Source organism: Lysinibacillus sp. NPDC097287 (assembly GCF_044761695.1).
In the GTDB taxonomy this organism is placed as follows: Bacteria; Bacillota; Bacilli; order Bacillales_A; family Planococcaceae; genus Lysinibacillus.
This window is the reverse complement of record NZ_JBIWCX010000024.1, coordinates 17623-40458: the sequence shown is the minus strand read 5'-3', so window position 1 is coordinate 40458 and position 22836 is coordinate 17623. Positions and strand designations below refer to the sequence as shown.

Here is a 22836-nt window from a genome sequence, read left to right as displayed (position 1 = left end):
AGAAAAACACCTCCACATTGATTATTTCAGGTTTAAATACCCGTTATTCAATGAAAGGTGTTTTTATTTGTCTCATGTTATTAGGTCAGTCCCCTGTCTGAGTTTAATGACTACCAACTTGCTTTATATTTGTTTTCCTTTTCTTCGTTCCTTGAAATCATTCTATTAGAAAACTTCGAGTCAGCATATCTTAATGCTATTTCTAAAAAAATAGAAGATTATTCACTTAAGTATCATGAAATCTACACTCAGTGCTATGACCAAATTGAAGGATATGCTCAGTCCTCAATACAGTCCCACATGATAAAGGGACTTACAAGCGCTAGCAGAGGTGTAGGCGCTAGTTTAGCCGATAAACCAGAATTTAGGAATTTATTATTGGGTGAGTCCTTAAAAATAAGCAGCAAGATACTAGAAAAGAAAGGTTCAAAAAGAACAGAGCGGACTATGAAACAATTTATAGAAAAGCAGAACGATTACATCCAACCTTTCGTTGAAAAAATTAATACAGTTAACAAACTTTATAATCAACCAATTGAACTCATTTTTGATAAAGAGAACTTATACATTGAAACGAAAGAAGGGCAGCAAGAATTTAGTACCCCTTCTCAATTGCTTAGATCTTAATTTCTTCAAGCAATAGAGAGGAAATATCTTGCCCACGATGTTATTCATTCACCAGAAGAATTGATAGGACCTTATTAAGAGCGATTCTTGTTAATAGTAGCGGGGGCTTTAATTGAATAAGAAAATAAACAAAGGATTGAACATATTAGACATATCTAAAATGTTCGGTCCTTTTATTATCAACTCTTTGCCCTATCTAACCTAAATATAACATTGGTTGTACAAATATATGCAAGATCGTGATAACGACGGTATGGTAGGCGAATAAGCCCCTAGAACGTTGAGGCAAATAGAGCATCTGACATCGAAAATTAAATAACTATATTTAACCCCGTCCTAACTTAGAACGGGGTTATGTCTGTTTGAGGCTTTAAAATTAAAAAAACTTTATTGTCACTTGATAAGTTGATAAGCTTGTTACGATTTAAATCATAAATTGCCTAATCTTTAAGGAGATTGTGTTAACCTCAACTCATTTGAGCACGGAACGAGTCGCACCAATTACACCCCATTATTTCAATAACGATATGTTATTTGTAGCTTGACTATAAAGGCATCTTTATAAAGGTAATATGATTCCGGTGAAACTAAAATTATTTATTAATATTTTATGGACATAATAATCCTTACAAATATAAAAAGAGATGGTATTTATGGGTCAGAAACTTAGCTTAAGAAAGCTTAGAAGAGCCAATAAATATAATTCCCTGTCGTCGATTCTATCCATCATGGTCTTATTTATCATGGGGATGGTAGTGAGGAACTTGTACGGAAAATATTTTGATATCTAAAGTAAGGTCTGAATGGTATTTTTATAATACAAATCAAGTGATAACAACGAAAATAAGAGTCTGGATTAGATAACTAATTCGGACTCTTAATATGTGTTTATTTTAAGTTTTACACCCTGAAAGTGAACCCGTTAGTGTTGATGTTGGATTTTTTTTATTCCACAATAAGGCCAAATTGTGGAATAAGGTTTCCAATGAAAAATTTGGCTTTAAGCACAAGCCTTGTCTCTTATATTTTAGACTAGGGCATTATGACGCATCAACTAAGCGAGCTAGAGATAGATGAACTGGTGCATCGTGAGGTATTTAAAGTAGTACCACTAAAAGTCTGAGTATTCATTAACAAAAGAAGGGGGAGTATTTATTCCTATACTAAAAGCGATGTAAAGCTGGGGACTGGGGTAGACGTTCTTGTGATAATAAATCAAACGTTGCTGCTGCTTTTGCAGTTAAAACTGGATGGAGAAGAGTGGTCACAATACTCCCTGTACCAAGTGCGATTTTCTTTGTGTGTGCAGCGAGATGGGAAAGGTTGACAAATGGATTGTATCCAAATGTTGCCGCCGTTTTACCTTTTTTGATAAAAGTAGTATCACGCATAAATAAACTAATTAATCCAATGTTTTCAGCCTTTTTTGCGTAGTGGAGTTCATCCTCAAGGGAGAAGCTAGTTGTAGACTGATTGACAAATGTCACTGTTAATCCTAGTGTGAGACAGTGCGGTTTATGTGATTTTTCGTTCCTTTAAAGCGATCTGATTCAAACACACTGGGTATAGACTCTCAAAGGCTACTAGATTTTTGGGATGATTAAACAGCTCAATTTCTGAAAGTATCGTAGCAACGATTTTTTCACCTATTCCTGGAATTGACTTGATTAATTCATATTCTTCGAGTTGTGCCGCCAGTTGATTAATCTCACGCTCTAACGTAGAAAGTTGTTGGCGGTACGCTTGAAGTAAATAAATATACATATTCAGACTAACGAGAATGCTTTGATAAAGATTGACTGAATTATTTGTAATGCAGTTCACCTAAGTGATAGGCATCAATTGCATCTGTTCTAGTTTTTCGTAAAAGACAATGACTCTCTTGCCTCAAAAAACTGTACTCTTGGGTCGTAATAGTGACCTATCGCTACTAAAAAAATGGGTGGTCTCATTTCTGTTTAACTTTCTAAATCTAGTAAATAAGATGTAACTCTTCTAATCTTTCCACACCGTTTTTATAGGCATTTTTCATCTCAATTTTTCACTAGAATTTTTGCTAAATATTGTTCTATACAAACGTATAATAACGGCTATAGTTGGATATAAATGTATTAACTTCTGACAAATACATTGATATATATTTAGTCGCTAACAAGAACTACTAACGATTAGAAAAAATTGCGTACAATTAATTTGGAGGTATTTTGGGTATGAATAACAAGGAATGTATAGACCGATTTATAACAGAGGCTCTAGCAGGTAAAGCGAATAATACAGTAAATTCTTACAGATATTCGTTGGAAAGGTTCGGTAAGTATTTAGACGAAAGTGATACAGACTTGATTGGATATGGTCGTATAAACGTACAGAACTATATCGATAAGCAGTTTGCTAAGCGTTCGGCTAGTGGTGTTAATCGTGAAATAGCAGCAATCAAAGCATACAGCCGTTATGTAGGAAAGCCGGAAGTAAGCGAGGGTCTTCGTATCTTTAAACCACTTAAAGCTAAGCAACAAGCACGAACTTGGTTATCCCCTGAAAATGCAAATGAGATATTACATTTAACTGCTCTTAAACCTAATAAGCGTGACCATGCGATTGTAAGCCTCTTTTTATATTCCGGATTACGTCTAAGTGAAGTGGCGGCGCTTGACCGTAATGATGTAAATCTGTGTGAAAGTAGAGGCACAGTAAATGTGCGTGAGTATAAAATGGGTTGTGAACGAATTGTTCCACTTAGCAGTGGAACTTGTAAAGCAATCAAAGATTATTTAGATCAAAGAAATGACAACCTCGAAGCGTTGTTTTTATCATCATTTTACAAACCTTTAAGCGCTCGTTCGATTCAATCAATGTTAAAACAATACGGAATAAATTCAACTCAACTTCGTCATACATTTGTGAAGACACTTGTTAATAAGGGTACACCAATTGAGACAGTTAAAGTACTAAATGGACGTTTTAGTATCGGCAGGATTGCAAGTTATTTCAGTACAGAAGGTTTAGCAAATGTAGTCGATCGATTTACTAAACAATAAAACAAAAAAGGAGTTAAACTTCTACGCATTTTAATAGGGTACCTGTAGTTAGGACACTTGAAAAAGGAAGGTGTTTTACCAACAGGTATTTTTATATACTTAAATTTCAAGATATGCAGATTAGGGGACAACATGAGTAAGATAACATTTTCATCCAAAGCGATAAAAAACACTTCAAAAGAATCCAAATGTACAACTTGTTAGCGAGCGAAGGATGAGTATCTGGTTGGTAAACTCCCTCGATGTAAACTTTTGGAGGTGTCCAGTTCTGGATATTATAGCTATCTAAAAGCATCCACTGACCGAGAAGCAAGTGCACAATTTTTTGAAAAGGAAAATGGTGTGATAATCCCCCTCAAACATATAGCGCTTATACTTTGTATTATTTTTTTCTTTATCGTATTTTGTTATGGGTACATCATAACTCCTATTAGGGTTCGAAATGCAATACTTTGAGTGACAATCATTTTTTTTAAAATCTACCTTTTTTAAAAATTCAGCATTTTAGCTACTAGTAGTCTTAAAACTGGCATAGAGGAGCAATAATTTTCAATGGCTAATTGGAAGGTCCAATTTATTTCTTCTCGTTATCATTGATTGATTGGTAAATACAACAGTATCTTTAACTACATACAAAAAAAGGATGAGGATTAATAAATATTGGAGAATTATTAAAAAAGTCTTGATGAGTTGAATATAGGTTAAGGGAGAACCTCCTATAATGTAAGTCCGAAATATAAAAAAGCGCACATTTTCGATACGCATCACAAATAGTCGTATATCACTGATTTTTTATCAGATATAAGGCTATTTTATAATCCAACTTGGAAGTTTTTGACCAAGGGATGTAATCATTTAATATCTCTGATTGCTGATTGGTCGGTAAATTCGGAAGCTTTAAGGAAAATGAAGCGTTGAAAGGAAGGAGCAAAGCGTAGAAAGAGACATTCAGTATTAGATGTCTCTTTCTACGCTTTTGATTTTTAATCTTTCTTTCAAACGATTCAACACCAACTGGTTTTCAGGTATTCTTAAGTTTTTATTTCGGAGGTAATGTGGATTAATATAACTTTTTGTTGATTGAATACTTTTATGACCTAACATTTGCTGAATAAAATTAATGGGGGTATCTTCATCAGCCATTAAAGTGGCAAATGTATGTCTGAATCCATGAATATTAATAGGAGGTAAGTTTGATAAACGTAAATATTCTTTTAATAACGCATCAACGTCGGTACGTGTTAGTTTATTATTTTTACAGTTCAAGAATAAGAAATCTGTTACAACTCTATTCCGTTTATAAGCATACGTCTCGATAATCCTCCCCATCCCAGGCCTTAGATTTACAATTCTTTGATGATTATTCTTCGTTTTTTTTAGCAAAAATGTATCGTTTTCAAAATCAATATCTTTACATTGTAAATCTAAAATTTCTGATATTCTGCAACCTGTAGATAAGAGAAGGCAGAACAATAGTAAGTCTGTTTTCAAATCTTTTGAGTTTGTAACTATAGCATTAAAGAATTTAATTATATTTCCCCGAGTTAAAACCCTTGAATATTTCTTTTCTGGCGTATATTCAGAAAGACGAAACTCTATATCCACCATAGGATTTTTGAAGTTATAATTCTTTTCAAGAAACGAAAAGAAGCTCGATAAGGCGTTATGATTTGACTTCATTGGGCTAAAACCTTTATATATTAAGGTTCTAAAGTAGCTATCCAACAAAGCACTATCAATTGGATGATATCTAATTAGAACACCAACAGAATCCTTTTCCACGTAAACTTTATCCAAATAAATTTCTTCTTTTTTTTCATTCATTAGAGTAGCTAAATATAATGTGAAATCGTTTAATCTATTTAGGTATTTTTCGTTGGTTTCTTTAGTTAAACGGGAGTTTTTTAAAAAATACTCGATATTTTCCAATAGAGAGTCCATTATTTATCAACATCCTCATCTTTAATAACTTGATTTAATAAATTTTCAAATGGGAAAGGAAATTTATTTGTAATTTGTTCTTTTAAATCCTCATTATATAATTGAGTATAAACCATTGTCGTTTTTGGATCTGAATGTCCTAAAATCAATGATAGATTATGCAAACTGATGCCCATCTTTAAGCACTTAACTGCAAATGTGTGTCGAAATGTATGAACAGTTATATGATTTATTTCTGGAAGCCTCTCGCGTAGTCGATCAGCTAAATATTCAATTGTTCTGATCGGAAATTTTCTTTCCCTTTGTAAATTCTCATCTCTAGCAAAAAGATACCCCTCGTATTTGGAATCCCACTCTTCCATTCCACTTTTACTTAAATAGTGTAATATCTCTTCTTTTACTTCTTTAAACATAGGAATGTAACGCTCTTTGTTTCCTTTCCCTTTCCGAATGAATATCAAATCGTTTTCTACATCAAAGTCTTTAACTCGCATACTTGAAATTTCACTAACACGGCAGCCAGTCCCGAGTAAAAAAATAATCATTGCTCTGCATCTGTATGGTTTTGAAAAACTTTCTACACATTTAAGAATTTTAGATACATCTTCATCTTTAATATACCGTGGAAGTAATGCAGCGTTTTCAAATTTAAACTTGTATCCAAAGTCGACCTGAGTGTAATTCATTTCAAACGCAAATGTCATAATGCTCTTCATAATCGCACTATATTTATTCAAGGTTTTAACTGCATATTTGTCCTTTTTCTTCGGACTACTTTGAATGATTTTAAGGAGAATTATTTCGTTTAGTTCAGTAATTTTCAGAGAAGAACAATGTTCATGGAGATAAGATTTTACTCTAATTAAAAAGTTATTATAGGTTGTCCAAGTTTCTGAAGAACGTTTGTTAATTTGGACCAATTCTTTTAAGTTAATGAGAAATTCATCTATTATAAAAAGTGCTAAAGGTTGCTCAGTTCGATTAGAATTCACATACGTTTCGTGATTTTTTAGCTCCAGAAAAGATTTTAAAGCTAGGGGAGTAACACCTAGTTGTTTACTAATTTCTTCAAGTGAAAAATTACTTTTTTTTTCAATAGCCAATCAATCTTCCTCCTAATCAAAATTTAATTCTTTCCCGACAACAACTTCTTTAATTCTTTCTAAATCTCGGTAAAAATAGCCCATAGTAACAGATAGTGTTTTATGACCCGCAATTTGGGCTACTTCTTTGATATCATTTTTATTATTCAATGCATTAGTAATAAATGTATGTCGTAAAGATCTCGGTGAAAATTTCGTTTTTCCAAAGGCCCTAATGTTAGTAAGTTTGAACCAATCATAAATTGTAGTAGAAGTTATAGGAGTGCCATTTAGTTTTAAAAATAATGTTTTAGTTTTTGCATCGGGTAGATAATTGCATCTGATTTTTAAGTACGCTTGTATAAAATCCACTAGGTCTTTGCTGATTTTTAAAGTTCTTTGGTGTGATTTTTTGCTTTTTAGAGTAATTAAACGCTCAGCTAACACTACATCATCGATTTCTAAATTTGCCACTTCTATATGACGACAACCGGTTTCTAAGAGAATTAAAAAAATTGAAATATCTCTTAAGGTATTCGAGGACCTTTCTAAAATTGTATCTATAAGGATTAATAAATCCTGAACAGGTATGAATTCATTGTTTCTGTTACCTTTTTTTTCAAAATTTTTCGGGATCTTATATTTAAAACTAATGATTTTTTCCTCATATAAAAAGTCATAAAATGTTCTAATGCATTTTAAATAAATATAAGCACTTAAAGATAGTATCTTTTCTTTAATGACTTCATTGCGTAAAAATACCTCATATTTCTTTATTCGGTCCTCCCAAAAATATTCGTTGCAAACTATTTCAGAATTATAGGATGAAAATACTAAAAATCTTTTAATATGTTTTATATAACTTTCAAATGATGCATAGTTTTTATTATCTAAGAACACCATGAAATTCGAAAGTAAAGGAATAATTTGTGTATTTCTATCTTTAGGCTCACTTTTCAAAAAATTCACGGGTTTGTAAAAAAGGTTAATCAAACGTTTATTAGTTAAAAATTCACAAAACCTTCGAACATAAGAAAGGATTCTATTACCGTACTGTTTCGAAATTTCATATTTGTTAACTCGAAGTTCAATTTTATGTTGATATTTTAGAATGTGATCAAGTGTAATTTCGGAAATTAATAAAGTGCCATTCTTCCTAGATCTCAGTAAAGGATCTTCTAGACAATGTTCATATAACTGGTTCAGAACTAAATTGATATTTGATCTACTATAAGAGGGACTAAAAGTTAGTAAAAGTTCCTCTATTAATTGCTGATAATAAGGATCAAATTTATTTATATTCGATAAAGTTTTTCGGGAGTTAATGATATTTTCCATAAAAGTCGTATTTGAGCTCCTTTCATATGTTAGAATATTAATATAAATTGATATGATTTGGTGTCATATCCAGAGGCCTACATAAAACAAACAAGAGTAAATTAATTAAGCATTTGTAGAGTAATACACCTATTCTTTTCCATTTGCACTACAATATATACAGAAAAATCAAAAAACTTGCAAGGAAAATATGTTCCTTGGTAAATCTAGGGGGTACCCAATGAGAAAATCATCATGTTTTTTTAAAGAGGTAGCATCTGCAAGGGAAAGAAGAAACTGTGGATTGCTGCTTTTTAAAGTATTGCTTTAACTTAAAAAGCTTAATGTCTTGGCCCATATATGGGCTAGGCACCATAAGGGTAATTCAAGGTTATAGTATTTAAATCAGGTGATGATTTATCGATACTAAAAACTTAAAGTCGTTAAGATCATTAAAATCTAACGATGAATACCATTTAGAATTGATTTTGGGTTTGATTAAAGGTGAAATTGATTTTGATGAATATCTCAAAAAAAGGAATATTCATCGAACGGAGAAATTGAATGAGTTAAGACACATTTTTAATGAAAAGCCAACTTTATTTAATTTGTATTTGGCTAAAGTATCAATAACTATACGTGTAATGGCAATGAAGGTAATATTTGATTTTACTAATGAGGAGTTAGGGAGAATTGTGAAATCTTCCGGAACTACGATTGGAGAATTTATTAAACAGAATAATGTTAGGAATATAAACAAAAATGTTTATAAGCAAAGGAATTTTTTGCCTGAGTTGATTTATAATTTATCAATTGTATTAGATCTACCACATCGATATCTTGCTGATACGAATGCAGAATATAAAATGATTAATTCGTTTGTTGAATATGATAGAACAACGATTGAATCAAAGTCATTATTTGAGCTTGTTGATGAGATAATAACTAAAATGAAAAATTCTTTAGACTTTAGAAGAACAATTTATGGTGTGAAAGTTGAAAATGACTTTTTTAAATTTGAAAAATCTTTCCTGAATACTCGGGTTGATATCAGAGAAAAATTCTTTACTGTAGAAATTCATATAGAAAATGAAGCTAGTATCGAGTATTCTGCATTATTTATTTTAGAAAGTTCGTTAAAAGTGAAAAGTGAAATGTTTATTAGAAAAGCTATTTTACGAGAAAATAATAAGCTCTATATTTTAATTCCATTAGACGATTCTTTTAAGCCAGATATTTTACACTTACAGGAACGTTTTTTATGGAGAAACCTGCTACTTCCGCAGATAAAATAACGAAATTTTGTAACCCCTCTTAAGAGAACGAGCTTATGAGGGGTTGTGATTTTCTTTCTTTTAAAGTGAGTAAAAAGAAAGAGGATAGTTTTTAGCGATAGAACGTATAGACCTGAATTATTACCTGCAAAATAAATGAGTCTATTTAATTGAACGCTATAGTTGAATAATCCTAAGGTAATTCGTACATTTTTAACTAAAGTTGATTGCCAATCTTGACCCATATGTGGGTTAAATGTAAATAATAAATTATATTAGAAACCCTCTTAAGAGAAAAATCTTAGGAGGGTTTATTTTGCTTAAAAAGATAAGGAACAGTCAATAAACGGACGTGAAAGAGCACTTGCTTTATTAAAAGTATGGGAGGATGAGTTGAAAATGAAGAATGAGATTAATGATGTGAATTCGAAACCAGAGGAGAAAAACAATTTAAAAGTCCAACAGGAAAAATCCAAATGAGTTGGGGGGATGAACGAGCAGAAATTGAATCTTATCCTCTTGTTTTGACTGCAATTGAAATCAGTCAGATATTAAAAATTTCAAAACCAACCGCATATGAGCTCATGAACAGAAAAGATTTTCCATTAATTAGAATTGGGAGAAGTAAAAGAGTCTTAAGAAGTGAATTCTTCTCATGGTTAAGTAAGCACTAAGGACTACTACCCGACGTATTTAACTATATGGAATAAATGACTCTTAAATTTTTTTGATAATTAATCGGTCTTTAACAAATAAGTGGCTTATAAAATAGGAAGTAAGTGTTCAAAATAGTAGTAGATCACTTGCTTTCCTTAACATGTTTCGAAACAAGTACGGAGGTTGACGAAAATGAAAGGAAGCATTAAATTACGTGGAAGTCATTGGGCATATGTTGTTGATATAGGCAGAGATCCAATTACAGGAAAAAGGAAACAAAAAACTAGAGGAGGATTCAAAAGAAAAAAAGATGCTCAAGCAGCGCTTAATAAACTTCTTGTTGAAATCGATGATAATAAGTATGTTAATCCAAGTAATGAAACTTTCTCTAAGTTTATAGAAAGGTGGTTTACTGAACATTTTCAAAAAAGAATTGGAGATACTACAGCATCAAATAAAAGATATTTGATGTATAAGCATTTAATCAAAGAGAATCCCTTTGCTCAAAAAGAAATGTCCAAAATAACAACAGAAGATATTGATTCATATTATAGTCTGAAAATTGATGAAGGATATAAGGCTAGTTATATTCGTAAAATGCATCAAATGCTGAAACAAGTATTTGAACAAGCTATAAGATGGAAAAAACTATCGAGTAATCCTGTTGTTAATGCGGTTTCACCGGCTATAAAGAAAGAAGAGATGAAAATTTGGAGTCCTCAAGAAATTATTACATTTCTTCAATATTGTAGAGGTGAATATCATCGAATCACTTTTTTACTCGCTATTTATACGGGTATGCGAAGGGGAGAAATTTTAGGGTTAAAATGGTCCGATATTGATTATGAAAAAAAGACGATTAAAATTAATCGTTCTTTAGCTTACACTCCTGAAACGAAATATATTTTTACAACGCTTAAGACCAAAAATGCGAAACGAGAAATCCCTATCCCGCAATTGCTTCTTGATGAATTAATAAATCATCAAGAACATCAGCAAATTTGGAAAGATCGGTTAGGGGACGAATATCAGGAACAAGGTTTTGTGGTTTGTACGAAACAAGGATCAGCACAGGATCCAAGAAACGTGTTACGTGTAATGAACCGACTTGTTAATGCTGCGGAAATTACGCGTATTCGCTTTCATGATTTACGTCATACACACGCATCTATCCTAATTTCTGAAGGTGTAGATATTGTTAAGGTGGCACATCGATTAGGTCATGCTAATCCTAAAATTACATTAGAAACATACGCTCACCTTATTCCGAATCAAGATAATGAAGTAGCGGATATTTTTCTTTCCGCATTAAATCGTTCCGTGAGCAAATTGTGAGCAAATGAAAAAATAGCAGTAAGAAGTTACTAGATGAAAAGGCCTGTAAACATTACTATATCAACGTTTATGGGCTAGGTTTTAAAATGATAAAGAGTCAAGGCGTTAATCCGAAAAGGATTAACGCTTTTTTGAATTTATTGAACGAACGAAGCCGATTAGTTGAAGGAATTATAAGTAGTTAATTTATTTTTCCGAAAATACTTGAAAGTTACGTAACGTCATTTTGTATAATGTTATTAAACAAACGAGGAGGTACAATAAATGATTACAATTAAGGAAATATCAAAATTAACCGGAATTTCTGTTCGTACCTTACGTTACTATGAAGAAATTAAATTACTACTACCTTTAAATAAAACAGAAGGGGGTCACAGATTGTATGGAGATGAAGAACTGAAAAGACTACAACAAATTCTATTTCTCAAAAATTTAGGGTTTAAATTGAAAGAAATCCAAAGACTTTTGAACGAAACGTGGGAATGGTCAACTAGTTTAGAACATCAACTTGCATTTGTTTTAGAAGAGCAAGAAAAGTTGAAGCAAATGGAGAATACGTTAACTGGCTTAAAGAATGCCTTAGCGATTGAGGGAGAATTGAACGAAGGCCTAATTCAAAAGATGATTCAACTTTCTAATAGGGAAAGTGAGAAAAAACAAGCATTTCGAAAGCAAATGTTTTCTAATGATGAATGGGGTTTGGTACAAAGCCTTCCAAACTTAAATCGCAATGATCCGAGTTCTTTAGAGTGGATAGGATTGTTAGGTCAGTTGAAGCAATTAATGTCATCTGGGGCAGAGTCAGATTCAGTCCAACGTATCATAAAGCGGATGTTAGAGAAGAGTACTGAAGATTATCCAGATAACGAATCTTTTCTAGAGAAAATGTGGGATATCCGAAAATCTCCCTCACTTTCGGATAAGGTCGGATTATATCCACTTGATGAAGAGTTTTTAAAGTATGTTGAACAAGCTTTTAACATTTATGAAGCTAGGGAGTTGAGGGGAACTAATGAGTAATGAAATACTATTGTATATTGGTGCATTGGCTATTCTAGATATGTTTAGCCCAGCTATTATCGGAGTATCCGTGTACGTGTTACTTGTAGGGAAGAAAAAACAAACCCAGCTAATTGTCACTTATATAACAACCGTTATCGTGTTTTATTTTTGCACAGGTGTGTTTTTAATGTTGGGCTTAGATATCATATTTAATCCGATTGCAGATGCTTTAAGTAGTAATACTGCAAAAATTCTTATGACCATCGTTGGTGCTATTTTGTTTATTGGCAGTTGGTTTGTACCAAAGAAAAAATTTGCGGAATCACCTAAACCAAAACAGTTTAAGGTGAATGCGATGATTGCATTAGGTATAACCACTTCTCTTCTAGAAGTAGCTACTGCAATACCCTATTTCGCTTCAATTGGTCTAATGATTAGTAACGAGTTTACCATTTATGAATGGTTACCTGTTTTAGCAGTGTACAATGTAATGATGGTTGTTCCTGCCCTTGTATTACTTCTCCTTCATATGTTATTCCGCAGGTTTATGCAGAAACCATTAAGAAGTTTGCAAGCCTTATTTCAGAAGAATACAAGTTCAGCTTTATCTTGGATTATGTTCTTCGTTGGACTTATAATGTTAGCTAATGGTGGTAACTTTGGTTAATGTAGATACAGTTTGTGCGTGTATACACTTGAACTAGCAGAGTGCGTTGATCGAAGAGAGATTAACGCTCTTTTTTGAACTTATATTGTACTAAAGAAGCAGGTTGATTTAAGAGTATGATTAAACTATATTCAGCCTAAAGAGGTGTTTTTGATGATAATATTTGAAATAGATGAGTTATCAAGAGATCAAGTAATTGGATTTTTCAAGGCTCATTGGGGAAGTTCCGAAATGGTTATTTCAAGTGGGATTTATGATTGCAGTGAATTAGATGGATTTATCGTTGTAAATGATGAAAATGAAATCATTGGCTTAATTACTTATATAATTGCTTTTAATGAATGTGAAATAATTTCCTTAGATTGTATTGAAGAGGGGAAGGGAATAGGTTCAGCACTGGTTCAAGAAGTTGAAAATCTTGCTGTTAAGAAAAAATGTAAAATCATTAAACTTATAACGACAAATGATAATTTGTTAGCTTTAAAGTTTTATCAAAAACGTGGTTTTTACTTGTCGAAAATTTTAATCAATGCAGTTGAGAAAGCAAGAAAATTAAAGCCTGAGATACCGTTAGTAGGTAATGATGGAATTCCGATTAGAGATGAAATTGAACTGGAAAAGTTGCTAAGTTAATAGGATCCTTTACTTTAAGGTTGTAGAACTGTTTTGACAGCTCTTATTTTTTATTCTACTAACTGGGCAGTTTAACTCAAAGTTTATACGTTATTATACATATAATAGAATTTTGGAGGGTAATTTAATGAGATATATTTTTGTTCATGGTTTAGGGCAAAATTCCTCAAGTTGGGAGAAAACTATATCTTTTATGGAGAACACAACTCAAATTTCGCATCTTGATTTGTTTGAACTTCTGAAAGATCAAAAACCCACTTACAAGAATCTATACCTCGCGTTCTCGGAATATATTGAAGAATTTTCTGAGCCGGTCACCCTTTTAGGACTTTCTCTGGGAGCAGTTCTTGCATTGAATTATACGATTGACCATCCAAAAAGAATTCAATCTTTGGTTTTAATGGCGCCACAATACAAAATGCCTAAACTGATCCTTAAATTTCAAAATATCATTTTTCGCTTTATGCCTGAATCTTCTTTTCAAAAACTTGGATCCAGTAAAAATGATTTTATTGTATTGACAAGTTCTATGATGGACTTAGATTTTAGTAACGACTTAACAAGGGTTCAATGCAAGACTCTGGTTTTATGTGGGGAAAAGGATAGAGTGAATAAAAGGGCAGCGAAGAAGGTGGCAGCGCAAATACCAAAAGCAGAGATTCGGACAGTTATGGGTGCAGGTCATGAAATAAATGTGGATGCGCCCGAAAAAATGGCGTCCATACTTAATAATTTTTTGATAAAACAATGAAGGTAAATCCATTTTATCTGAGCAATCTTGTTTTATATAGTTTTTCAATTCTTTCTTGAATATCTCATTTTTAAAAGTCGTAGAGATAGTATTAGCGACAAAAGTCTACTCTTCAACTAGCGGGGGGATGGCTAATTGAAATGATTAACTTTATTATAAAAATCTCTTACTTCATAAAATGAGAAAACTCCATTTTGATCAATCTTTTTTTCAAAATGGAGTTTTTACATTTGCCGTTAAATAATTACAAAATCATATTTCCGGCGCAACGTCGCGTAAAAAGGGGCTTGGTTCGCCTACACTGTATAGTTGCAAGTGATGCATGGCCCGGGTGCAGGCAGTGTAAAACAATCTACGTAGGCTCTCATCTCCGTATACTTCTGCTGATGCGTCATAAATAATAACCGCGTCGAACTCGATACCTTTGGCCAAATACGCCGGTATGACGACAATGCCTTGCTCGTATTCAATTGTTCCACTCTTCACGAGCTTAATGTCTTCGATTTCACTTAAGGATTTGTATGCAATAGTGCTTTCTGCTGCAGATTTGCATATAACCGCTATTGTGCTATATTGCCGATTCCGTAAGTCTGCAATTTTGGAAACAATGGAGCGATGTAATTCAGCGCGATTGGACAGTTGTGTCAATTTAGGCTTCTCGCCATCGCGTTCGAAAGCGATAATACGTTCGCCGTTAGGTACGAGACCGCGTGTAAACTCGACAATCGGTTTTGTGGATCTGTAGCTGCGTGTCAAGTTGATTACAGCTGTTTCGTCCGGACCGTATAAGCCAGTAAGCATGTTAAAATCGACCATTTCGCTGGCATGGGCGAAAATTGCTTGGTTAAAGTCACCGAGCACGGTCATTCTAGCCGAAGGGAACAATCGTTTCAAAAACTCAAATTGAAACGGTGAATAATCTTGCGCCTCGTCTACAACTATATGTTTGATTGAGCTGTTCGTCTGAAAGCCTTGAATCAGCTCTTTCATAAGTAAAAACGGAGTAGCATCTTCGTAAAATAGTTTACCTTCGCTCAACATTTTTACAGTCAATTGGCAAATAGCCGGCCACTCCTCCGGTACTTCTTGGTCCATCCACTGTTTGATCTGGATCGGATCAGTAAAAAACTGTCTGTAAATTCCCTTAATGTTGATGAAACGAAACTCCTGGATCTGCTTTCGTAACTGTTTCAACTTCAGGTGAACAATCAAACGAGATAATGCTTCAGGTTCGATTTCATAATCGTGAATCGACTCTCCCGTAAAGCCGCGTTTTTCCGCTAAGTAGGTAAATAGCTTATGGTAAGCCTCATTGCTAAGGAGATCGATTTCCTCTTGTACCCATGGCTTCATCCATTCGAGTTTCTCGGCCTCATTTAATTGTTTAATTAGCCAATCCTTCAATTTTTCAAGTCTGTTAGTAAAGCGGAGAGAGGTGTCGTTGCTATAAAACTTTTCTGTGATTTGTTCCGCAGTAATAATTTTATTTCCTCTGAAGCTAATCCCTCTGAATACCATTCCGGATAATTCCAACGACTCCATGTATGATTTGATCGCTTCAAAAAAGCGGGTGCTAGCCTTGAACTGGATGCTCGCAATTCTAGTTTTGTATAATGGGTTATCCACTGCAGTCAAAACGTATTCCAATTGATTGTAAGGATTCTCAACTTCAAACTCATTATTCAGCCGATGATCCAGGTATTCCTGGAATGTGACCTGTTGCATATTCTCTTCGCCGAGTTCTGGCAGCACATTGGAAACGTAACTATTAAACATCGAATTCGGTGAAAAAAGTATGATTTGATCGGCACTCAGCATATCTCGATATTTATAGAGTATATAAGCAATCCGCTGAAGGGCAGCTGATGTCTTACCACTGCCAGCAGCGCCGTGTACAATGAGCATTCGACCACGATCGTGGCGAATGATCTGGTTTTGCTCCTGTTGGATGGTGGCTACTATACTGTGCATATGTTTGTCTGTACCTTTCCCGAGCACTTGCTGTAAAATCTCGTCACCAATAGTGATGCTGGTATCGAACATAGATTGGATAATGCCGCCGCGGATGAGATATTGCCACTTTTTATCCAGTATGCCATGAATGGTACCATCAGGTGTAGTGTACTCGGCGTGACCAGGTTGGTAGTCGTAGTAAACACTAGAGACTGGAGACCTCCAGTCGTAAATAAGGATATTTTCTCCGCTTGTATCCGTTAGTGTTGAGATGCCGATATAGATTCGTTCCGCAGTTGAAGTTCCTTTTTCAATGAAATCGATTCGACCAAAATAGGGCACTTCTTGCATACGTCGTAGCGTAGATAATATTTTAGATGCATGTCTATGGGTGCTTTGGCTTACGGACAGCGCTTGAGCCTCTTGTCTCAAGCCGATGATCGTCTCAAGATAATCGTCGAAGGTATCTAGATTAACCTTTACTTCATCCCAAAAGTGTTTGCGGATATTCACAACTTCCATCCGACGTTTGGAAGTCTCGGCCTCTAATCTATTGATTTGCTCTGAAATTGTCTCCTTTACGCTGTTTACACGTTCTTGCTCTTGGCGAAGGTCCATGTCCATAACACTCCTTAAAAAAAATAATATATAAAAGTTGACTAAAAAGGATTTATTGGTGTATAATTAAAATAAGGATAAATCTACACAATAAAATTATTTCACAGTATAACTATATAAATTTATCACAATTGCTCATTTATATCAATGTATTTATACGATCGTCAATAAGACGGATCATAATTATCGTAAATTTATGGGAAGAAAAACCCTATTTTATAAATTAAATGGCTTACACTAAATAATATCTAAATATAAGATTATTTAAACGTAGCATTAGAAACCTAATGTTTACAACGTTAAGTAAACTCCAATATTAAAAGTCCAATTTCTTAAGATTAATATAAAGAAATTGGGCTTTTTTTTATTCCATTAAAGCGACTTTTAATGTTCTAAATCCGTTTTTTGCGGATGGAACCCCTATTTAAATGTTTAATGATATTAAAGTTGTTTAAGAATCCTTATTCCACGAACGAAGCAGTTTAGTTGAGGAAGGAATTCGCTATCTCGCGTGTCGAAGTAGGTACAACATGAAAAAAAGTGGGGGGAATATTGTGAGGGGATTATTGGTATTAATTATTTGTAGTTTTACGATGTTGACAGCTTGTTCTCAGAAAGATGACTCTTTAGATAAGAATGAAAGTCAGCTGGAAGAAGTAAATGCGGAGTTTTCTGGAATGTTAAATGAAAAAGACAAAAAGATAGAAGAATTAAATCAAACTATAGAGCAACTTAATATACAGATTGATGATTTTAATAAGGAAAAAGATAATTTCGGTTTTATAAGTAATCTTTCAATGGAATTTGTTCAAGCGCAAACCACAGGAGATAAAGACAAACTCCGCCAATTATTATCAGAAGACATTGTTCTTGAAGAAAAAGATAACAAGTTATACGCAAAAATAATTAACTCTAACGGTTTTGAATGGCTCTTATTTAACAAAGAAGGAAAAACTCAATTAGATGACTGGGTCATCCAAGGATACCAATATGATAGTAAAACGAAAACATTCAATATTTTTATAAGAGAGGTCTATATAAATTTAAATGGAGAACCTGATATTCCCCCAACATTCCTAAATTTAACCTTTAAAATGTATAATACTGAGTGGAAGATTACTAGTTTAGGGTTTGACGTATAAAAATAGAAAGTGTTCTAATTCAGCTAATTGGGACGCCTCTACAACAAGTCGAGACGCTCTTTTATTTACGGGGTAGGTTAGTTGAAGCGTGTTGTTTAACTTGTGTTCAACAATCGGGCCTTTTAATGTTGTTTTGTAAAGTCGAATTGTATGGGACTGTATTAGGTTTTATGGGGTTTCCACGTTTTACAGAGTGGATTAATCACGCTCTCGTGAATTGAGGGGCTCAGACTTGGAACTTTCCATTGTGCAAAGTATCATAACCATGCATAAGGGATACATTGTAGTTATTAATAATGAAAAAGGCTATAAACCTGTTTATTTATAGTCTTTTTTCGCAAATTTTCAAGAAGTATTTCTCTTAACGAGGATTTAACATATATCGTTATATACTGGTAACATCACATAGATAGGAGGAATTTAATATGAAGAAAATATTAACAATTGCAACACTTACGCTAGGGTTATCTGCTGTCGCAGGATCGGTATATGCTGCGAGCAACAACGACATGTGGGGCACTACTAAATCCAGTGAACCTGTCAGCTTAGAAGAAATGGCTAAAGAACAAGGGATCACGGTAGATGAATTAGTTGTTCAGCTTGAAAAAGAAGCAAAGCTAGCAGAAGGTACTGAACCAACTTCGAGTACTGAAGCGGTGGTAGACTCAAAATCGAGTGAACCTGTCAATTTAGAAGAAATGGCTAAAGAACAAGGGATCACGGTAGATGAACTGATTGCTCAGCTTGAAAAAGAAGGAAAGCTGACAAAAGCTGCTGAATTAACAGAGGCCCAGCAAGTAGAAACAAACAATAAGTAATAGATAGTAACTGGAGCTGTCACAAAAGTTAACTTATGTTAAGGGGAACTTTTGAAATAGCTCTGTTGTTCGAAAGTAAAAAACGTTCTTTTATATGCAATATTTTAGAGGCAGTAATGACAAGGGTTTATCCTTTATTATTACTGCCTTTTTCAGTTGATGTATCAACCTACGATAGCAAAGCGTTCTGACCAATAAATACTATTCTTCTCTAGTGAAACAATTTCTCCATTTCTACATCCTAAACATAAACTCAAATATAGCTTTTTCCATGGGAGTATGACATGCCTCTCGTAAATGTTCAATTTTTCTTTCGCTGTAAGGAAAAACCTTCAATTCTCCTTTCCAATTCATATGTTTCCCATGCTTTTGACATAACAAAATACATTCCTCCAAAAATATTGTTTTATAGAGGAATTATTTCTAGATTACTAGAAAGAGTATACATAAAAAAATAAATACTTCACTAACGAAGTAGGGTAATTGAAAATGGTGAAATGTAGAACTGTGCCGCAATGAATTCATAATAGTAATAAAGGGAGGGTGATTTATAGTCAAAGGTTTAATATTACAGGGATACTCTTTTGGTTTTTTGTAGTAATAACAACAGCTGTTTTTTGGGGGATTAAAAGCTATTAAAATGTATTCTAATAGAAATGGGGGGATTAGATGGGATGGTTACTCCTGCTTGTAGTTTTTATTTGGCTTATTTTATTTTTACGCAGAAAACTCTCATTTAAATTTGGTTTTTCTCCAAAAATATTAGAGATAAAACCGATTAAAGGATTAAAAAAACTAAGTGATAACCTGGAGCAATCCCTTAGTAAAAGTTATATGGAAAACGTAGAAGAGAGGGTAAGGAAAAAGAATAGGTTAAAAGAAAATGAGTACCAGTGGCGTCTCCTGGATTTAAAACGTTATTTTATTTTGACTTCTCTTTTAAAAGAGTCACCAATGTTTAGTGAGAAAGTCGATGAACTGTGGCATCAGATGCTCATGTTTACCCGTGAGTATGGTGATTTTTCAAAGAATTATCTAGGGACAACACTTCATCACAGTCCAAATGTAAAAGTAGAGCCTAATCCGGATTTACGCGGATTTTTTGATTGGGTATATGCTGAGCTTTTTTTCATAAGAAATGAGAACATCCATCTTTACAAGGGGTTTTTTAGGTATCCTGTACATCCAAATATTATTGAGGATTTTAGAAATTTACCAGAAAATGAACTAATAGATATCTATTTTAAGAGTGGGACCCAATATATAACTACTGTGCTCTCGCTGATTTCTTCCATGAAAAAATCAGCAAATAGCATAAAAAATTATAAAAAAAAAGACATACATGAAATGATCAAAAAAAGAAAAATACAGCAAAATTACAATGAAATGCTCGTTCCTTTCTTATCTGTTTCTTATTTTCATTATGATGAATTTTCAAGTTACATGAAAATAAGCAGTGACAGTTCATCAAGTTGTACAAGTTGCGGGTCGGCAAGCTCCTGTAGTTCTTGTTCGTCTGGTAGTTCCTGCTCAAGCTGCGGTGGGGGTGGAGATTGATAAAAAGATTCTTTTAGGATTTTAATTTCTTTATAAAGTGTTTTAAATTTTATAGTCGAATAAGGCACTATCTTATTGTACTAATGGAGTAGCATTCCTGATAAATATAAATCGGAAAATTAAAAGTTTGTGAATTAATTAAAGATCATTGAGTTGCATGGGCAGCTCTTTTTTCTTTATTGAACGAAGCAGGTTATTTGAAAAAGATATTTATGGACTTGATACACATCGAAATACTGTATTGAGTCTAAAGAAAGTATATAATGTAACAATATTGTATAGAAAGCGAGTGATTTAAAATGATAGTCAGCTCTTTACCTACATCTAACAAACTTGAGGTGCGGAAGTTTTAATACTTCAATTAGGATTCTTCCGCATAAAATATCGGAGGAAATGAAATGTTTAGTTATTATGGTGCATTAAGTACAGAGGTATATGATCTTACCAAACCAGTGGGGTATTCAATTGACGGTGATATAGAATATTATCTTGAAAGATTAAAAGGGACTAAAGGGAAGATACTTGAAGCTGCTGTTGGGTCAGGCCGATTCTTAATTCCCTTACTTGAAAATGGATATATTGTTGATGGCATTGACTATTCAACTGAAATGTTAGATTCTTGTCGAAAACGATGCAGAGAAAGAGGCTTAAATCCGAAGCTATATGAAGGTAACTTACGTAGTTTTTCTTTGGAATCAAAATATGAAGCTGTCGTTATACCTACAGGCTCCTTTTGCTTGATTGAAAATTTAATGGATGCTAAAGATGCTCTGAAATGCTTTTATAATCATCTAATACCTGGAGGACGTGTAATAGTTGATTTGGAATTACCAAGCAATTGGCGTACAGGAGAAATTACTACTGCAACCTTTCCTCTTTCCGACGAAGAGGGCATTTCATTAGAAAGCAAATCAATTGAAATCAACTGGGTCGACCAATATACCTTATCTTATTTAAAATACGAGAAATGGAGAAAAGGTAAGCTGGTAGATACAGAATTACAGAAGTTTGCAATGAGGTGGTATGGAATCGAAGAATTCAACCTTATATTAGAAAGCGTTGGTTTTTCTGATATTACTTGTTCTGCCGATTATACTTACAATAAGCAACCATCAAAAGATAGCCAACTCATTACATTTGAAGCTGTACGAAAATAATGTAATCGCACATTTTTGAAACTGGATGTTTGCAAAAGAACTGAGCGTTATTTTTCGCTCAGTTCTTTTATTTATATAAAAAAGACTTTTCATTAAACTTGCTAATAGTTTGTAAAGAATTGTACTTAAAGTAACGAGGGCTGTAGTTGAAGAAGGATTAACGCATTTTTTAAAAACTCCCATGAAAGAACGTAATAATCTTTCATTTTCTGTGGTGAAGTGTTGATTTTTGAGCTTCATGGATGGCTAACGAGCTTAATTGAATAAGCATTATAATTTGATGTGCATTCAAAAGTATCGAAGTAGTTATAAAAAGCAGTACCACCACAATTAATATGGGGGCACTGCTATATGTTTTATTATTGAATTACTTTAGAATGTGCTTGCTAATTTAACAGCTTTTCCAAGTCCAGCAGCAACAATTTCTTCAGCTTTATCTGGGAATTGGTTGTGACCTTCAATGACTAATTTCTCTATATTCTTAATACCAAAGAAGCTCATCATGTTTTCTACATATCTAACAGCCATCTCGATTTCAGCAGATGGCCCCTCCGAATAGATTCCACCACGTGCATTCAATAATAAGATTTTTTTATCGCCAAGAAGACCTACTGGGCCATCTGGTGTATATTTAAATGTTTTGCCTGCACGGTTTAAATAATCAATATACGTGTGTAGGACAGCCGGAATTGTTAAATTCCATAGTGGGAAAGCAAATACAACTTTATCAGCTGCAAGGAATTGATCTAAATATTTATCAGCAACAGCTACAGCCTTTGCTTCATTTTCTGTTAGCTCAATATCTCTACTAGCCTTAAATGTACCGTTAATCATATCTACGCCTACATAAGGCAATTCTTCATTATATAAGTTAAGCTCAACAACTGTATCATTTGGATGTGCTTCTATATAGCTTGTAGTAAAAGCCTCATATAATTTAACACTTACAGCTTGATCTGCTGGACGATTATTTGCTTTTATAAATAAAACTGATGACATTTTCTCTTTTTCTCCTAAAACTTACAAATAGATTGTAATATATTTATTTTATTAAAATTGCGTTGCATGAAATAATATTATTTTGAATTGAATATATTATGCAGTTATTTACCGATAACTTTGTTAATTTCCTATTCAATACTAGCATAGGTTACTTCTTTTTTTGTTGATTGTAGCGGAGGGTGCTCGACTCCTGCTTGCCCGCGGAAAGCGAGCATCCCGTAGCGGAGATCAACTTTCCACTTTAATAGGAATAATTATAATTGGT

The 22836-nt window shown here is 33.5% G+C and carries 20 protein-coding genes and 1 pseudogene; 14 read left to right on the top strand and 7 right to left on the bottom strand.

The annotated features are described in order from the left end of the window. Positions 1–300: 300 nt before the first annotated feature. Positions 301–627, top strand: coding sequence for a hypothetical protein (locus tag ACIQ2D_RS21010; RefSeq protein ID WP_402867254.1), 327 nt, complete (start codon positions 301–303; stop codon positions 625–627). A 1036-nt stretch (positions 628–1663) separates the two neighbouring features. Continuing rightward, positions 1664–1805 (top strand): annotated as a pseudogene (locus ACIQ2D_RS21005) (winged helix-turn-helix transcriptional regulator); the annotation flags it as partial. Here the strand turns inward: ACIQ2D_RS21005 and ACIQ2D_RS21000 are convergent. After that, positions 1791–2114 (bottom strand): LLM class flavin-dependent oxidoreductase, encoded by a 324-nt coding sequence (locus tag ACIQ2D_RS21000; protein WP_402867253.1) that lies wholly within the window; start codon positions 2112–2114, stop codon positions 1791–1793. The pseudogene ACIQ2D_RS21005 and the gene ACIQ2D_RS21000 sit on opposite strands and share 15 nt — an antisense overlap. A gap of 28 nt (positions 2115–2142) precedes the next feature. Continuing rightward, entirely contained in the window at positions 2143–2391 is a 249-nt protein-coding gene (locus tag ACIQ2D_RS20995) for a transposase (RefSeq protein ID WP_402867252.1), read from the bottom strand. 446 nt (positions 2392–2837) lie between these two features. Here ACIQ2D_RS20995 and ACIQ2D_RS20990 point away from each other — a divergent pair, with 446 nt between their 5' ends. Beyond that, positions 2838–3665 carry a tyrosine-type recombinase/integrase gene (locus ACIQ2D_RS20990; protein WP_402867251.1) on the top strand — a complete coding sequence of 276 codons (828 nt, stop codon included), beginning with the start codon at positions 2838–2840 and terminating at the stop codon, positions 3663–3665. A gap of 954 nt (positions 3666–4619) precedes the next feature. On the opposite strand, the gene ACIQ2D_RS20985 is transcribed toward ACIQ2D_RS20990, so the two are convergent. From ACIQ2D_RS20985 to ACIQ2D_RS20975, 3 genes are read right to left on the bottom strand one after another with little or no spacing between them, the layout of a single operon-like run. Beyond that, positions 4620–5606, bottom strand: a complete 987-nt coding sequence (locus tag ACIQ2D_RS20985; RefSeq protein ID WP_402867250.1) for a tyrosine-type recombinase/integrase — start codon at positions 5604–5606, stop codon at positions 4620–4622. After that, on the bottom strand, positions 5606–6709 hold the full coding sequence (locus tag ACIQ2D_RS20980; protein ID WP_402867249.1) for a tyrosine-type recombinase/integrase: 1104 nt from the start codon (positions 6707–6709) through the stop codon (positions 5606–5608). The genes ACIQ2D_RS20985 and ACIQ2D_RS20980 overlap by 1 nt, the downstream gene beginning before the upstream one ends. A 12-nt stretch (positions 6710–6721) precedes the next feature. Next, on the bottom strand, positions 6722–8026 hold the full coding sequence (locus ACIQ2D_RS20975) for a tyrosine-type recombinase/integrase (RefSeq protein WP_402867248.1): 1305 nt from the start codon (positions 8024–8026) through the stop codon (positions 6722–6724). A 473-nt stretch (positions 8027–8499) separates the two neighbouring features. Between ACIQ2D_RS20975 and ACIQ2D_RS20970 the strand changes: the two genes are divergently transcribed. The 7 genes from ACIQ2D_RS20970 to ACIQ2D_RS20940 all read left to right on the top strand — a co-directional run bounded on the left by ACIQ2D_RS20970 (position 8500) and on the right by ACIQ2D_RS20940 (position 14324). Next, entirely contained in the window at positions 8500–9300 is an 801-nt protein-coding gene (locus tag ACIQ2D_RS20970; RefSeq protein ID WP_402867247.1) for a hypothetical protein, read from the top strand. Between the two features lie 455 nt (positions 9301–9755). Further along, entirely contained in the window at positions 9756–9953 is a 198-nt protein-coding gene (locus tag ACIQ2D_RS20965; protein WP_402867246.1) for a helix-turn-helix domain-containing protein, read from the top strand. 175 nt (positions 9954–10128) lie between these two features. Continuing rightward, positions 10129–11271 (top strand): site-specific integrase, encoded by a 1143-nt coding sequence (locus ACIQ2D_RS20960; RefSeq protein WP_402867245.1) that lies wholly within the window; start codon positions 10129–10131, stop codon positions 11269–11271. 264 nt (positions 11272–11535) lie between these two features. Further along, positions 11536–12291, top strand: a complete 756-nt coding sequence (locus ACIQ2D_RS20955; protein ID WP_402867244.1) for a MerR family transcriptional regulator — start codon at positions 11536–11538, stop codon at positions 12289–12291. Continuing rightward, positions 12284–12940 (top strand): GAP family protein, encoded by a 657-nt coding sequence (locus ACIQ2D_RS20950; RefSeq protein ID WP_402867243.1) that lies wholly within the window; start codon positions 12284–12286, stop codon positions 12938–12940. Before ACIQ2D_RS20955 ends, ACIQ2D_RS20950 begins: the two co-directional genes overlap by 8 nt. A gap of 153 nt (positions 12941–13093) precedes the next feature. Continuing rightward, a complete protein-coding gene (locus ACIQ2D_RS20945; protein WP_402867242.1) occupies positions 13094–13573 on the top strand; it encodes a GNAT family N-acetyltransferase in 480 nt (159 codons plus the stop codon). A 127-nt stretch (positions 13574–13700) separates the two neighbouring features. Beyond that, positions 13701–14324 (top strand): alpha/beta fold hydrolase, encoded by a 624-nt coding sequence (locus ACIQ2D_RS20940; RefSeq protein WP_402867241.1) that lies wholly within the window; start codon positions 13701–13703, stop codon positions 14322–14324. A 252-nt stretch (positions 14325–14576) separates the two neighbouring features. Here the strand turns inward: ACIQ2D_RS20940 and helD are convergent, their stop codons facing one another. After that, a complete protein-coding gene (helD, locus tag ACIQ2D_RS20935; protein WP_402867240.1) occupies positions 14577–16901 on the bottom strand; it encodes an RNA polymerase recycling motor HelD in 2325 nt (774 codons plus the stop codon). Between the two features lie 524 nt (positions 16902–17425). Here helD and ACIQ2D_RS20930 point away from each other — a divergent pair. The 4 genes from ACIQ2D_RS20930 (at position 17426) to ACIQ2D_RS20915 (ending at position 21569) form a co-directional block, all read left to right on the top strand. Then, positions 17426–18037, top strand: a complete 612-nt coding sequence (locus ACIQ2D_RS20930; RefSeq protein WP_402867239.1) for a hypothetical protein — start codon at positions 17426–17428, stop codon at positions 18035–18037. Between the two features lie 425 nt (positions 18038–18462). Beyond that, positions 18463–18855, top strand: a complete 393-nt coding sequence (locus tag ACIQ2D_RS20925) for a hypothetical protein (RefSeq protein WP_402867238.1) — start codon at positions 18463–18465, stop codon at positions 18853–18855. 669 nt (positions 18856–19524) lie between these two features. Continuing rightward, on the top strand, positions 19525–20412 hold the full coding sequence (locus tag ACIQ2D_RS20920) for a glycine-rich domain-containing protein (protein WP_402867237.1): 888 nt from the start codon (positions 19525–19527) through the stop codon (positions 20410–20412). A 398-nt stretch (positions 20413–20810) separates the two neighbouring features. Then, entirely contained in the window at positions 20811–21569 is a 759-nt protein-coding gene (locus tag ACIQ2D_RS20915) for a class I SAM-dependent methyltransferase (RefSeq protein WP_402867236.1), read from the top strand. A 372-nt stretch (positions 21570–21941) separates the two neighbouring features. On the opposite strand, the gene ACIQ2D_RS20910 is transcribed toward ACIQ2D_RS20915, so the two are convergent. Further along, positions 21942–22568, bottom strand: coding sequence for an FMN-dependent NADH-azoreductase (locus tag ACIQ2D_RS20910; protein WP_402867235.1), 627 nt, complete (start codon positions 22566–22568; stop codon positions 21942–21944). Positions 22569–22836: the final 268 nt, after the last annotated feature.

Bases quoted from the DNA above. Each gene is read 5' to 3' on its own strand.
- ACIQ2D_RS21010 (WP_402867254.1), top strand. From the start codon at position 301: ATGATAAAGGGACTTACAAGCGCTAGCAGAGGTGTAGGCGCTAGTTTA.
- ACIQ2D_RS20910 (WP_402867235.1), bottom strand. From the start codon at position 22,568: ATGTCATCAGTTTTATTTATAAAAGCAAATAATCGTCCAGCAGATCAA.
- ACIQ2D_RS20990 (WP_402867251.1), top strand. From the start codon at position 2,838: ATGAATAACAAGGAATGTATAGACCGATTTATAACAGAGGCTCTAGCA.
- helD (WP_402867240.1), bottom strand. From the start codon at position 16,901: ATGGACATGGACCTTCGCCAAGAGCAAGAACGTGTAAACAGCGTAAAG.
- ACIQ2D_RS20925 (WP_402867238.1), top strand. From the start codon at position 18,463: ATGAAGAAAATATTAACAATTGCAACACTTACGCTAGGGTTATCTGCT.
- ACIQ2D_RS20955 (WP_402867244.1), top strand. From the start codon at position 11,536: ATGATTACAATTAAGGAAATATCAAAATTAACCGGAATTTCTGTTCGT.
- ACIQ2D_RS20975 (WP_402867248.1), bottom strand. From the start codon at position 8,026: ATGGAAAATATCATTAACTCCCGAAAAACTTTATCGAATATAAATAAA.
- ACIQ2D_RS20985 (WP_402867250.1), bottom strand. From the start codon at position 5,606: ATGGACTCTCTATTGGAAAATATCGAGTATTTTTTAAAAAACTCCCGT.
- ACIQ2D_RS20915 (WP_402867236.1), top strand. From the start codon at position 20,811: ATGTTTAGTTATTATGGTGCATTAAGTACAGAGGTATATGATCTTACC.
- ACIQ2D_RS20945 (WP_402867242.1), top strand. From the start codon at position 13,094: ATGATAATATTTGAAATAGATGAGTTATCAAGAGATCAAGTAATTGGA.
- ACIQ2D_RS20960 (WP_402867245.1), top strand. From the start codon at position 10,129: ATGAAAGGAAGCATTAAATTACGTGGAAGTCATTGGGCATATGTTGTT.
- ACIQ2D_RS20965 (WP_402867246.1), top strand. From the start codon at position 9,756: ATGAGTTGGGGGGATGAACGAGCAGAAATTGAATCTTATCCTCTTGTT.
- ACIQ2D_RS20940 (WP_402867241.1), top strand. From the start codon at position 13,701: ATGAGATATATTTTTGTTCATGGTTTAGGGCAAAATTCCTCAAGTTGG.
- ACIQ2D_RS20920 (WP_402867237.1), top strand. From the start codon at position 19,525: ATGGGATGGTTACTCCTGCTTGTAGTTTTTATTTGGCTTATTTTATTT.
- ACIQ2D_RS20930 (WP_402867239.1), top strand. From the start codon at position 17,426: ATGAAAAAAAGTGGGGGGAATATTGTGAGGGGATTATTGGTATTAATT.
- ACIQ2D_RS20950 (WP_402867243.1), top strand. From the start codon at position 12,284: ATGAGTAATGAAATACTATTGTATATTGGTGCATTGGCTATTCTAGAT.
- ACIQ2D_RS20995 (WP_402867252.1), bottom strand. From the start codon at position 2,391: ATGTATATTTATTTACTTCAAGCGTACCGCCAACAACTTTCTACGTTA.